The organism is Arthrobacter sp. TJ-270 (assembly GCF_058269075.1).
Genome location: NZ_JBZCNB010000003.1, coordinates 314,867 through 327,501 on the forward strand (window position 1 = coordinate 314,867; position 12,635 = coordinate 327,501).

General features: G+C 59.9%; 11 protein-coding genes and 1 riboswitch. Of the genes, 4 read left to right on the forward strand and 7 right to left on the reverse strand.

Annotated elements, in window-relative coordinates:
- Window positions 1-153: 153 nt before the first annotated feature.
- The gene (locus AC4D2M_RS08780) at window positions 154-2,790 is read left to right on the forward strand and encodes a LuxR C-terminal-related transcriptional regulator (protein WP_490891306.1); all 2,637 of its coding nucleotides are present in this window, start codon (window positions 154-156) and stop codon (window positions 2,788-2,790) included.
- Here the strand turns inward: AC4D2M_RS08780 and AC4D2M_RS08785 are convergent.
- The 4 genes from AC4D2M_RS08785 to AC4D2M_RS08800 all read right to left on the reverse strand — a co-directional run bounded on the left by AC4D2M_RS08785 (window position 2,787) and on the right by AC4D2M_RS08800 (window position 6,268).
- The gene (locus AC4D2M_RS08785; protein WP_490891308.1) at window positions 2,787-3,179 is read right to left on the reverse strand and encodes an Hpt domain-containing protein; all 393 of its coding nucleotides are present in this window, start codon (window positions 3,177-3,179) and stop codon (window positions 2,787-2,789) included. The genes AC4D2M_RS08780 and AC4D2M_RS08785 overlap by 4 nt on opposite strands.
- Window positions 3,180-3,292: 113 nt before the next feature.
- Complete coding sequence (locus AC4D2M_RS08790; RefSeq protein ID WP_490891309.1) at window positions 3,293-3,490, reverse strand: hypothetical protein; 198 nt, start codon at window positions 3,488-3,490, stop codon at window positions 3,293-3,295.
- A gap of 3 nt (window positions 3,491-3,493) precedes the next feature.
- Entirely contained in the window at window positions 3,494-4,618 is a 1,125-nt protein-coding gene (locus AC4D2M_RS08795) for a glycosyltransferase family 2 protein (protein WP_490891397.1), read from the reverse strand.
- Window positions 4,619-4,912: 294 nt separating this feature from the next.
- Complete coding sequence (locus AC4D2M_RS08800) at window positions 4,913-6,268, reverse strand: FG-GAP-like repeat-containing protein (protein ID WP_490891310.1); 1,356 nt, start codon at window positions 6,266-6,268, stop codon at window positions 4,913-4,915.
- Window positions 6,269-6,558: 290 nt separating this feature from the next.
- Window positions 6,559-6,633: riboswitch (cyclic di-GMP riboswitch) on the reverse strand.
- Window positions 6,634-7,110: 477 nt separating this feature from the next.
- Here AC4D2M_RS08800 and AC4D2M_RS08805 point away from each other — a divergent pair.
- A complete protein-coding gene (locus tag AC4D2M_RS08805; protein ID WP_490891312.1) occupies window positions 7,111-7,359 on the forward strand; it encodes a hypothetical protein in 249 nt (82 codons plus the stop codon).
- An 87-nt stretch (window positions 7,360-7,446) separates the two neighbouring features.
- Here AC4D2M_RS08805 and AC4D2M_RS08810 read toward each other — a convergent pair whose 3' ends face one another.
- Together AC4D2M_RS08810 and AC4D2M_RS08815 are read right to left on the reverse strand one after the other, a co-directional pair.
- Window positions 7,447-9,021 carry a sensor histidine kinase gene (locus tag AC4D2M_RS08810; protein WP_490891313.1) on the reverse strand — a complete coding sequence of 525 codons (1,575 nt, stop codon included), beginning with the start codon at window positions 9,019-9,021 and terminating at the stop codon, window positions 7,447-7,449.
- Window positions 8,975-9,745 carry a response regulator transcription factor gene (locus AC4D2M_RS08815; protein ID WP_490891314.1) on the reverse strand — a complete coding sequence of 257 codons (771 nt, stop codon included), beginning with the start codon at window positions 9,743-9,745 and terminating at the stop codon, window positions 8,975-8,977. Before AC4D2M_RS08815 ends, AC4D2M_RS08810 begins: the two co-directional genes overlap by 47 nt.
- 229 nt (window positions 9,746-9,974) lie before the next feature.
- On the opposite strand from AC4D2M_RS08815, the gene AC4D2M_RS08820 reads away from it, so the two are divergent.
- The gene (locus AC4D2M_RS08820) at window positions 9,975-11,135 is read left to right on the forward strand and encodes a heparan-alpha-glucosaminide N-acetyltransferase domain-containing protein (RefSeq protein WP_490891315.1); all 1,161 of its coding nucleotides are present in this window, start codon (window positions 9,975-9,977) and stop codon (window positions 11,133-11,135) included.
- A 95-nt stretch (window positions 11,136-11,230) separates the two neighbouring features.
- On the opposite strand, the gene AC4D2M_RS08825 is transcribed toward AC4D2M_RS08820, so the two are convergent.
- A complete protein-coding gene (locus AC4D2M_RS08825; RefSeq protein ID WP_490891316.1) occupies window positions 11,231-12,097 on the reverse strand; it encodes a DUF72 domain-containing protein in 867 nt (288 codons plus the stop codon).
- Window positions 12,098-12,244: 147 nt separating this feature from the next.
- Here AC4D2M_RS08825 and AC4D2M_RS08830 point away from each other — a divergent pair, with 147 nt between their 5' ends.
- A complete protein-coding gene (locus tag AC4D2M_RS08830) occupies window positions 12,245-12,541 on the forward strand; it encodes an Hsp20/alpha crystallin family protein (RefSeq protein WP_490891317.1) in 297 nt (98 codons plus the stop codon).
- Window positions 12,542-12,635 lie beyond the last annotated feature (94 nt).

Below are 12,635 nucleotides of genomic sequence, written 5' to 3' on the forward strand. Positions count from 1 at the left end.
CCTTTCAGGGTGGCGTAAGCATGTTCGTGGCGCCGCTCGTATCACTGATGGGCGTGGGTTTGCTACGAGGCCAGCAAAACCCGCCTCCCGTTTACTCGCGTACGGAGATCCGTCTCTCTCCCTACTGTGCGCTGGTTGGAATGAGGTGTTGGCGTGAGTGCAACATGGCTGGCTAACTCCACCGTACCTATCGCCGACCGGCAACAAGTAGTCTCAGAAGTTCTCCGATCCCTGTCTTCAAACTATCTCTTTGGATCAGTCGTGGTGGGCAAGCCGGGCGTGGGCAAGTCCAGTCTTCTGCAGGAGGTACTCGAGGACGAAGCTGTGGGCGCCCACGTCGTTCATCTGCGGGGGACGGCACTGTCTGCGAACAAGCCTCTTAGTGCTCTGGGCTTTCTCCTGAACGAGCTCGGTATCAGCGCGGAGCAGGACCCTCAGATGGTTGCTGAGTCCTTGGCGCGCCACTTCAACGAAAAAGCGAATGGCGGACAGACCGTCGTAGTCGTCGACAATGCAGACAGTCTCGATGTGGACTCGGCGGACGTAGTGGCCCAACTGGCGCTTGATCGGTCGGTGAAGCTGCTGATTGCCTGCAGGGACCTGACACGCTCCCCGTCCAGTCTGATGACCCTTTGGTTGGAGGGGGCCCTGCTCCGGATCGACCTGGATAAACTGTCGCTTTTCGAAGCACGACGACTATTAGCTCGGGCAGTCAGGGGCAGGCTGTCTCGCAGTGCCGTCCACGCATTGTGGGAGTACAGCGCTGGAAACGCCCGGCTTATGCAGCTGCTGATACATGACTTCATCAGTTCAGGGAAGATCATGCGTCAGGGCAATATATACGTCCTCGGCCGCGGATCTCTTAGAGTGTCACAGCCGACAGCAGATGCGGTTCTGGCACACCTGGGCCCACTGACTGACCAACAAATTTCTCTACTTGAGATGCTGTCGCTGGCAGGTCACATGCCGCTCGCGATGGCCTCCGATCTCGGTCGGGTTGAGGACTTGGACCATCTGCACGCTATCGGAGCAATCATATTCGCCCAGGACACGCACCACCTCGTGCGCGCGGATCGTCTGGTTGCTGCGGTGGTTCGAGGACGCGTTGGCCCCTTCCGGAGAGTCGGCCACTTGGCAAGGATCAAGGAAACCCATTCCAGCCCCGGAGCTCCTCCAATTCATCCCGTGAGGTATGCGGAGTGGACCCTCGAATGCGGGCTGCCGTTGGACGCGGACGTGGGGCTGTACGCTGCCTCTGTTGCTAATGACCACGATGACCCCGAGACCGCACTCAAAATCGTTGCCGGCATAAGTGGTGACAACAGTACGCATTTGCCGCTGCTCCTCGAGACGGCAAATGCCCACCTTCGAACTGACGATGAGACGTCCGCCGCCCGGTTGATGCGAACATTCGTTGCAGCGGCGTCCAGGCAGTTCTCCGGGGCTGAACTGAAGCGGCTCGTAATCCCGGAAGACGGGGCGGTCCGGGTCCAGTTGGAGATCGCGCGTTCCATCCTGACCGGCCAGGGACACCCTTCGATGCGTCCCGCGTTCAGCACGCCCAAACCTGCCCTTGGGGAGGGAGAGGTCCTCCTGGCAGAGGTCGAGCGAGCCGCAGGGGAGGGCCGGCATGACGTAGTCCGGTCCCTGCTGGAGGGACAGCAGGGACAGCTGAACGTTCATTGCCCTGAAGTGGAAATTCAACTTCAGGGACTATTGGCGTTGGCGCACGCGGTAACTGACCGTCAACACGACGCCCTCGGTCTTGCTGAGCGGATTGCATCCTCCGCGCAGTCGCTGCCGATGCCCGAACAAATACGTGCCCGTTTGGCCTTTCGTCTGCAACTGATCTTTCTCATCACCGGCCGACACGGTGACGGCTCCAGCCAGGTCGCGCAGAACCGATACTCGTTGTCCGGGGACGGGACAGCGGGGGAGCTGATGGAAGGGTTGGAGCTCGCCCATCACGGTCAGGCAGGCGAAGCTCTGGAACTCCTTGTCCCTGCTTTTGCCCAGCTGCAAGTCTGGGATCCCGTAGGTTTACGGTGTGTCAGCGCTGCTGCGACGGCTTACTGCCATGCCTTGCAAGGGAACTTGGCCAAGGCGAGCTCGTTGATGTTGCCGCTTCAGGACGTGGGCCGGGCAACGCCGGTGCGCCAGCCACTTTTCGGTCTGCACTATTTCCGGGCATTGACGCTTGCGTTGCTGGGTTCTACAGCCGAGGCGCTAGACAATCTGCGGGAGTTGGCGGAAGAGGAGTTCAAGGCGGGCCACTTCGGATTGGAGCTACCAGCCCGCGCTGCGCTTGTGCGTTTGGGCGATCGATCGGCAGCCGCGGCTCTCCTGGATACGGCGCGCCGCACCCAGGGTCCCTTCTCCGATGTTTGCTCCCTTTTCGCCAACGGCCTGACCGCAAAAGACCCAGAGCTGCTGCTGAAAGCCGTCCATATGGCCGAGTCGATGGGTCATCAGCTGCTTGCGGCCGAAATCACCGAGGCGGCTCGTGCCATGGCCGTTTCCTCTGGTGATCGGGTGCTCATGCGGCAAGTCCAGCGAGTGATCGTCAATAGCACAACTTACGAGGAAGACACCTATATAGAGCGGCGGCTCAACCTTCTGACTCCACGCGAGGAAGAGGTCGCAAGGCTCGCAAAGGCTGGGATGAGCAACAAGGAGATGGCCGGTCGAATGCAGGTCTCGGTACGGACTGTTGAGGGACATCTGTACCAGATTTATGTGAAGTTGGGGGTGAACAGCCGCAGTGATCTTCTCGATGCGCTCGAGAACTAAAGGACCCGATCATGACGGGTCGCAGCTGGCTGTAGATACACGTCGGTAAGCTCCCGTACGGTCCTTTCACCGCAGTCGTGCAGTGCGATCAACAGGCTGTCTGACACACGCGCGGAACCTTTGCGAACGCGCAACTCTATGTCTTCTGCCACTGATTTCAGTTGGTCGGCTCCGAGCATCACCGAGGAAACCTTGATGCCCATAAGGACGTTGATTGCCGCCCGGCGATCCTCGTCCGCAGACGCGTCAAGCAAGCGCGCGTACCGGGCATCCCAGATACTGATGAAGTCCTGAACGAAGTTACGCACCGGTGTTGCATCGTGGAAGTCGCTTTCCATTGCCCTCAGCGCAGTGAGGTCAAGTAGTAGCGGCGGGTCTTTCGTTGGCATTGGACTTCTCCGTGAGCGGCTGTTTGAGGTTGGACGCGCACCTGTTCGTTCTTACAAAGACGACGGCGGGCGGACGGGCCCGGTATATGACCGCTCCCGCCCGCCAAGTCCCTTTAGGCCGTGTGATCCGAGGCATCGCCGGAGGATTGGGTTGCCACTTCTGAGCGGGGCACCATCCGGGCTATGGCCATACCCGTCGCGAGCAGCGCAAATCCTGCCAGCCCTGCCCAGAAGAAATCTCCGGCTCCGGTGTAGGCCAGAGCACCTGAACCGACGCCTGCTGCCAGGGGTGAGGTTGGGTTGTTATACATGAATTACCATTTCCTTTCGGATCGGCGCATTACATCGAAATACGCCCGGGCGTGAATAACTTGTAGGAAAAAGTCGTAAGGGAGTTCATACATGGTTGTGCTTAGGATTCGGTTAGTCCAAGTCTTGTCCTTTAAGGTTATGAATCTTTCCAACACGAATATGCCGGTTATGCCGAGCCAGAACGGATGGATGCTTAGGCCGCCGAAAAGTACAAGGCTCGAGATCAATGAGGCGATATATGCAAGTGTCACGAGGATTCCGGCCAGGCTGAGAAGCTGGCGTCCCCAGTAGCCGGCGGTCACGCGAGTGAAGCCGTACTGGAAGCAGTTCTCGACGGCTCCGCGCTTCCACCGCAGCCGCTGCATCCAGAGTTCTCGCCAGGAGGTCATGGCATCGGTTACGAGGAGACAATCCGCCGGCGCGAGAAGTCTCATCCCGACCGTCATGACGGCGAAGCTCAGTTCGTTGTCTTCCGTCAGAACCGTCGTGTCATAGACGCCGCCTAGGCCGTCGCCGGCGGGAAGCTTCCCATCCAATCGCGCCCGCGCAATTTTCCGAAGGGTACTGACCCGGAATACTGCAGCCGTTCCGGTGACCACCAGGCATTTGCCTTTGAGCCGGCGTACATCCCGGGCGTAACGGGCGTATTCATTGTCCTGCAGATGGACGATGAATCGTTCAGCAATGGGTGCGCCTGAGCTCGGCGGTACGGCACGAAAGGTCCCTCCGACAGCACCCAAGGAGGGGTCGGCCTTGATGTGCCGTTCGGCGTTGACCACGAAGTTGGCATCGAGGATCGAGTCAGCATCCTGCACCAGTATGGTGTCGTCGTCATGCAGCGTTGGCAGCAGTCCGGCCAGGAACTGATTGAGCGCTCCTGCTTTCTTCGCCGTGTTCCCCTGAGTTTCATATACCGAAACAGCCGGAAGCCCTGAGCTGCGCACGAGTTCAACGGTCCCGTCCGTGCAGTTATCCGCGATAACCACTATCTCGTCAGGGGGTGAGGATTGCCCTACGAGGCCTCGCACCGCCTGGAGGATAAGTGTTTCCTCATTATGAGCGGGAATAAGTGCAACTACTCGTGAATTGGTCCGCGATATAGCCGCACGACGACGCTCCCGCGCCAGAGCGTCGCGACGCTCCCGTGCTGGCGCAGCATGCATAGTGTCTCCTCGACAATTAGTGATTGTTAAGGAGACTATTCGGGATATTTCCGCTTCACACGCGTAATTTTCACGCGAATATATGAGTAATTTACGCAGTGATTACGTGCAGTCAGCAAGGTTTTCACCCGGTGCTACGGGGGTACTACGTGGAGCATGGAGGTGCTCGGCACCCGTATTACTCGCGTGATACTCGTACCGGGCAGTAGGAGCACGGAGTCCTCCCAATGGAGTAGGCCGGCAGCGCGCGGCGGTGTGTCAGGAAATGCTGTTCATGGTGTTCCAGCCTGAGCCGACTTGGACGCGCGGCTTCCACCCTCCGGAGCCGTCGCCGCCATAGAGCCACAGCGCACCGTACTGGTCGCGGGCGAGGACGTCGACGGTTCCGTCACCATTGAAGTCGCCCGGCGCGACGAGGCTGGAGAAGCCCTGCCAGCCGGAGCCGATCCGGGTGCCGGACTTCCAGCCGCCGGCGCCGTTGCCGGCGTACAGGTACAAACCGCCCTTCGAATCGCGGGCCAGCACGTCGGCGTTGCCATCGCCGTTGAAGTCGCCGGGGCCGACGATGGCGTTGAAGCCCTGCCAACCGGATCCGATTTTTACCCGGGGCTTCCAGCCCCCGCTGCCGTTGCCGGGATACAGGTGCAGAGCGCCGTACATGTCACGCGCCATCACGTCAACATTCCCGTCGCCGTTGAAGTCTCCAGGCGCAGTCAGGCTCGTGAACCCATGCCAACCGGAGCCCACCTTCACACGCGAATCCAAGCCGCCTGCACGGTTGCCCGGGTAGAGCCAAAACGCTCCGTACTTGTCGCGGCCAAGCACGTCCGGGTTTCCGTCGCCGTTGAAGTCGCCGGGTGTGAGGATGCTTGTGAAGCCCAGCCAGCCGGAGCCCACCTGGGTACGCCCGAGCCATCCGCCGGTTCCGTTGCCAACGTACAGCCACAGCCTGCCTAGGGTGTCACGAGCCAGGACGTCCGGACTGCTGTTGCCGTTGAAGGGGACCGCAGCGGGAGCTGGAGTGAATGAGAAGTCCCGGATCACAACTTTCTCGGGCTTCACTGCGGATGGTTTGCCTCCTCCGCCTCCTGTCACCCATAGGTTGAAGTGGATGGCTTCTTTGGCCGGAACCGGAACCGTTGCACCTTCGAGCACTGTGCGTTTCAGCACGCGTCCCGTGAAACCCTCTCCGGCGAAGGTTTCGAAAGTCAGTTTCCCGGGTTCCCAGATCATCCGGTGTGTCAGGACGGAATCGTTGGTCACCCCGAAGGTAATCGTGTTGTTGCCCTGACCCGGCGGTTTGGTTGCGTCGAACCAGTAACCGTGACCTTGGCTCACGGGCCATGATTCGCCGTAGGCTGCCCCGCCTCCCCATGCTGATGCCTCGCACAGGTCGATTTCGTTGTATCCCGGGGCAGCAGCCGGATCGTAGGTGAACAAGCACCCCCACACCACTTCCTTTTGCAGCGACGCCAGGTTCTTCTCCACAGTTGTGCTGTAGGTTCCGTACCCGAAACCTTCACGCGTCGATTGGAACTCCGCGCCCACCGGCGCTGTCCCCGTCGGGTTAGAGAGAGTCAGGGTGACGTGTCCGTTGATGTCTGGATCACTCACATTTCCTGGGTCGAAAGCTCCGTTGTACTGGGGCGCACCACCCCAGAATCGTTTCTCCCAATTGAATCCTTGCCAGGCGAAGCTGCCGGCTGGGCCCGGGTCAGCGGCCGTGGACGTGCTTTCGGTCGCCTGCGCTGGCACTCCTATCGCAGGGAGCATGAGTAAGCTCGAAACAGTCAGCAGGGCGAGGGGTTTGAGCCATCGCATAGGACGAGCCGGGCGGCGAGTATCAGATGCTTTGCTCCTGGAAGCACGGCTTGCGTAAGACATTCGAGCGAGGGCCCCCTGCTGTTGGTAGCCCGGCTGGCCCCTGGGGCCCCGTGGCTTTGCGTCCCCGGCTCACACCGGGTTTGCCTTTATCGATGAGCGGTTGCCCATACGCGTTGCACTGATCAGAAATAGCGGCTCCTCGATTATGGGAGGTGACCCCTCGGAGAAGACGCCAATTAGACCCAGCTAGCACGCAAAAATGACGCAGCTTCTTCCAAGGAGATCTGCCGGTCTACTCGGCTTCGCGGTCACCCAAGGCGACGGGGCAAGGAGGTGACGTAACTACCGGGCGTCCAGGTCCTCGGTGCGCAGGGAGGTCAACGGCGCGTTGGGGTCCTGCAGCGTGCAGTCGCCCCGAAGCCGATGACGACGGCGCTCAGTCTCCGGCCGTAGTCCCCGGTGGAGCCGGTCAGGGCCAGGGAGTGCAGCACGGAGCAGTAGCCGGCCCAGTTCGATCTGCGAGCAGGCCGCAGTCAATGGTGCTCAGGGTGAAAAACTGCCCCCACTGAATGTGACCGACACGGGGTCGGTCAATCATGCCGGGCCACGGCTGACGGTCGCACCATGGATTCATGAGCGAGTGGAAGTCATACCGACGCCAACCCGCCGTCGTTACAGCGGCGGTGGCCCTTCTTTCCTGTGTCCTCTTCTGGGTGATCGGAATGGCCGGCGGATTGGCCTTCCTTCAACGTCCTGCAGATCCGATGTCCGCGCTGCTCGGGCTCTACGCCATGCTTGTAGCAGTGGTCGTGTCGGTCATCGTGGCCGGTGGCGCGGCAGCCTACCTCGCACGGAGCATGCCCAGACGAGCCAAGAGGTAGGAGACGACGCTTCGGTTCCCTGCCGGTGCCGTCACAACCATTTTGACGCGCCGAGGGCGTGCGTGAATGGCTGTCACGTTCTGCCTGTTAACTGGTCCCTGACCAAGCATTGGGTTCTCTTTTTGGGTTCACAGAGTCCGGGTCCGGTTGGGTGTTCCTTGGAAGACGGACGGTGAAAGTGGTGCGACCGGGTTGACTATCGACATGGATTGCCCCGTGGTGAGCGCAGACAATTGCATGGGCGATCGACAGTCCCAACCCTGACGTCCCGTGTCCGCCGGTTCGTGCTTTGTCGGCACGGGTGAAGCGGGAGAAGACGTGATCGACGAAATCGGAGGCGATGCCCGGGCCATCATCCGTCACCGTGAGGATGATTTCGCTACTTTCCACAGTCAGGCTTGTAACGACGGTGGTCCCAGGATCGGTGTGCTTATGAGCGTTTGTGAGAAGGTTTATGAGGACTTGGCGCAGATGGTTCGCATTCCCGCGCACGACCACGGGCTCGTCGGGGAGGCGGACGCTCCAGTGTTGCTCCGGAGCGGTGATCCGCACATCACTGACTGATTCGATGATGAGTTCTGTTACATCGACATCTTCCTCCGCACCGGAGTGTCCTTCATCGAGCCAGGCGAGCAGGAGCAGGTCTTCGACCAGTGTGGTCATTCTTAGTGTTTCTGATTCAACCCTGCGCAGTGAAGCGTCGCCTTTTGGTCCGAGGTGTTCTGTCATACGGATGAACTCAGAGTGGCCGCGGATCGCAGCCAAAGGTGTGCGCAGCTCATGGCTGGCATCTGCGACGAATTGACGGACTTGAGTCTCGCTGCGTTGTCGTGCGGTTAGGGCGCTTGCAACGTTGTCGAGCATTCTATTGAAGGCGTGTCCCACGTTGCCCACTTCAGTTTGAGGAGAACCTGGGGAAGCACGTGCAGCCAGGACAACTTCTCCCACATCCAGGGGTAATTCGGCGACATTTGTTGCTACCTTCGATAAGTGATCCAAGGGACGGAGGGTTCGGCGGATAACGATTGCCGCTGAGATCCCGGTGAAAATGAGTCCGGCTATGGAGATCGTGGCCATTGCGCTGGCCAGTGAGTTCAAGGTGGCGTCCCTGTCAGCAGTGGGTATACCCGTGACGAGGATATGACCTTCCGTGTCATCTACAGCGATCAAACGGTAGTGACCAATAGACAGTGAGCGGTCAACAGGCTCGCGACTTTCGGGCAGACTGTTGACCACCTCGATGTCGGCTGTCGATAAATCCTGGTGTTCCCCTCCGATGGAGTACAACCCGGAATAAAAGACCTCACCGTCCGATCGGTATGCGCTAAGTGTGCCTGCCCCCTGAGCGGGAACGTCCACAGAGCTTCGATCCATCTGTGACCGTCGTGGGGGTATGGGATCTCCAAACCTAATCGTCCGGTTCGAGGCTCTATGCAGTTGGCTGTCGAGCTGTTGGGTAAGGATCACATTCATAGCGGCGTAGCTCAGAATTCCCAGCGAACCGCAGATGACGGTGAGCAGGACCAGAGTTATCAGCAACAGTTTGGTTCGCAGTTTCCATGAGGAAACCGGCCAGCCGAAGGAGGAATTTTGAATCCGTGCAGCCCCTACGGGTTCAGCTGGTAGCTTCTCCATGATCTTCCTTTGCTGGCTTGAGGACATACCCTGCGCCGCGCACAGTATGAATCATGGGTTCACGGCCCACGTCGATCTTTTTCCGCAGGTAGGAAATGTTCAGTTCGACGACGTTCAACTGGCCGTCGAAATCGTGATTCCAAACATGTTCCAAAATCTGGCTTCTACTCAAGACCCGCCGGGAATTTTCCATCAGGAAACGAAGTAGGTTGAACTGCGTCGCTGTCAACTGGATACTTTGGTCGGCCCGGCTGATTTCGCGTGTATTCAGATTCATAGTCAGGTCACCAACCACCAGCTCGGCCCTGTCTATGGCTGTAATTCCTGCGCGCTGGACTAGCCTGTGCAAGCGCAGGACGACTTCCTCCAGGCTGAAGGGTTTAGTGACGTAATCATCACCTCCGGCAGTAAGACCGGTAATCCGGTCTTCCACACGACCTTTTGCGGTCAGGAAAAGTGCGGCAATGGATGGATTTGAGGCCCGGACCTTGCGGAGAACCTCAACACCGTCCAGCCCGGGAAGCATCACGTCCAGCACCAGAACGTCCGGGCGGAACTGGTGCGCTAGTCGAACAGCAGAGGGGCCGTCGGCCGCTACCATGACGTCCCACCCCGACAACCTGAGCACCGCACTGACCACCTCAGAAAGGGCGGGCTCATCATCGATCACCAGAGCACGCACGCGGGACCCATCGGAACGCCGCAGTAGGGGTAAATGCGTCATTATTGAATCCGATGTGTTCGAGGTCATGAATGCACTCTCCCTCCTCCATAGCAAGGGTCCAACGCTGCCGATGCCAACAAGTAAGGATTGGGACAAAGCCGGGGTCAATACGTTGGCGATCTTTAAAGGCAAATTCACAGGACTCCTATAACTCAGGCATAGAGCCGCCTGCTGGACTAGAAGCCGTTACGGGATTCCTGTTTCTTCGAGGCGGACCTCCCTACTGCTTGTGCAAGTACGACTAGAGGAGAATTACATGCGGTTCTCTGACCCTGTGAGAAGGTCGCGAATGCTTGGAGTCGATGCAGCACGCGGTGTCGCCCTCATCGGCTTGATGATTATCCACATTCTCCCTGGCACCAATGACGACGATGCCCCGACCGTCCTATGGACAGTGTTCGCCGGCCATTCTGCTGCCTTGTTTGCCCTGCTGGCCGGAGTGTCACTCGCTTTCACTTCCGGGAGCCAGCGCCCAGTGAAGGGCGCGGCACTCAAGGCAACCCGAGGCTCTGTGGCGGTCCGTGCCGGTCTCATCACGGCCCTGGGGCTCACTATCGCTTACGTTGATACGCCGCCCTCCATCATCTTGGCCTACTACGGGGTGATGTTCATGCTGGCGATTCCCGTGCTTCGACTCTCCGCCAAATCACTGGCCTTTCTTGCCGCAGGGATTGCAGTGGCGGGCCCTCTCACTGTGCAGGCACTGCGGGACTTTATGCCCGAACCTGGTTTCGATCCCAGTTTCACAATGCTCTTCACGGAACCCGGTGTGCTGGTCAGTCAGCTGCTCTTCACCGGCGAGTATCCAGCGCTGCCTTACATGACCTATATCTGCGCCGGACTAGCCATCGGCAGACTCGATCTCAGGTCTCGCCTAGTACAGATCCGCGTGACGTTGGCAGGGCTTGTTTTGACCGTCACCAGTTGGCTGCTTTCAGGCCTCCTCTTGGGTCCACTCGGAGGGATCGACCGCCTACTGGAGTCGTCACCAAGCCTGAGCGCGGAGATGATTGACGAGATGCTGATCTGGGGGCCTGAGGAATACCTGCCGACTACTTCACTGTGGTGGCATGCCATGGTGGCCCCCTACTCCACCACGGTCCTGGAAATGCTAAACACCACGGGCACGTCCATCGCCGCGTTGGGGGCGGTGCTGCTCCTCGCCCGCTTCACCACCGAGCCACTGATGCCGTTGGCCGCCATGGGCAGTATGACGTTGACCCTCTACTCGGCCCACCTGCTTGTCCTCGCAACCGGCTTTCTGGAAGAACAACCCGATGCTTCCCTCATCCTCCAAATCGTTGTCGCTGCGATCTTCGCTTCTCTGTGGCGACGAACCCACCATCACGGGCCGCTCGAAGGCTTAGTCGCAACTGCAACAAGACGCACCCGTACTCGCCTCTTAACCAACCCTTAAAACAGCTCGGCTGAATCCCGCCCAGCTGTGCACGTTTCGTGCCAGAACACTGCGCTGCGATCGAGGCAAGCCGAGCACCAAATAGGATGCACCCATTACCCGGTCACAGGTGCTGGCCGGCTCAAGCGCTCGGCGAGGCCGATCGCATTGAACGGTGCGTGGACCTTCACGTCATTGTCGAAGTACACGTAGACGTCGCGGCCGCGTTCGTCCGGGCACGTCTGCCCCGACAGCCAGCCCGCGCACAGCGCCGCCCACTCATCCAGCTCGGCATCCGTATAACCGCTGGTGTAAAGCTCGGTGCTGCCATGCAGCCGGACATAGACGACGGCGCCGGTCACCTCGCGGAACTGCGGCCACTTCTCTGCCGAATCGGCCACCACCAGTGCTACGGCGTGGCGTCGCAGGATCTCGTAGCATTCCTCGCTGCCGAAACTCTCGTGACGTGGTTCGAGCACATGCTCGATCGGCCGGTCGGCATCCGTCGTGACCCAGTCGCGGTCCTTGAGGCGCTCGTCGTGCCCGCGGGAGAGGGAGGCGGCTGCCGTCGTCGTGCGAGGCAGTTGCGAAAGGAAAGTGTCCAGGAGATCCGCATCGAACCGGCGGGTGGCGGGCAGTTGCCAGAGAACCGGGCCGAGCTTCGGCCCGAGAGCAAGGACGCCTGAGGCAAAGAAGTTGGCCAGCGCAGTCTCGGCGTTTCGCAGCCCGAGCATGTGCGTGATGTACCGCGGGCCCTTGACGGAAAATCGAAAATCGTGGGGCACGGTGTCACGCCAGCGAACGAAGCTGTCCCGGTGCTGGAGTGAATAGAAGGTCCCGTTGATCTCGATGGTGTCGAGCTGGGACGCGGCGTACTCTAGCTCGAGCCGCTGCGGGAGGCCGGCCGGGTAGAAGGACTTCCGCCAGGGAGCATACCGCCACCCGGAGATGCCGATACGGGCTCGAGGGGCGGTCTGGTCCATGCACAGAACGTACCTTGCGCTCCTTGCCGGCGAAACCCGTTATCACCCCAGTCCCGCCGGTCCCGCCCACCTTCGAGAGGTTTAACATCCCGGCGCCGCGGGGTCCTGGCTTCGGCTGGAAGAGTATCGGGACGGCAATTCCATGTCGTGAAGGCGGAGGTGCCGGGCATTGACCCTGACAAGGATGTCGACATCACGCTTACCGCAGACCAGTTGACCATCGAGGTCAGCCACCAGGAGAAAACCGAGCACAAGGACAAGCGCGGATACCGGTCCGAGTTTCGGTACGGAACCTTCTCCCGGACAGTGACTCTGCCGGGGGCGGTGCAGGAAGAAGATATCCAGGCCTCCTACACCGACGGGATTCTAGAAGTCCGGATCCCGGTGTCTGAGCGGGACGAAGGCCACTCCCGGAAGATTCCCGTAACCCGCAGCAGCGAGTAGATCGATTCCCCACGCGACCACTGGACGCCGGGGTGTGGAGATCGGGTAACGGTAGGAGTCTGCGTACGCGTTGTCCGCTAAACTTGCGTGGTAA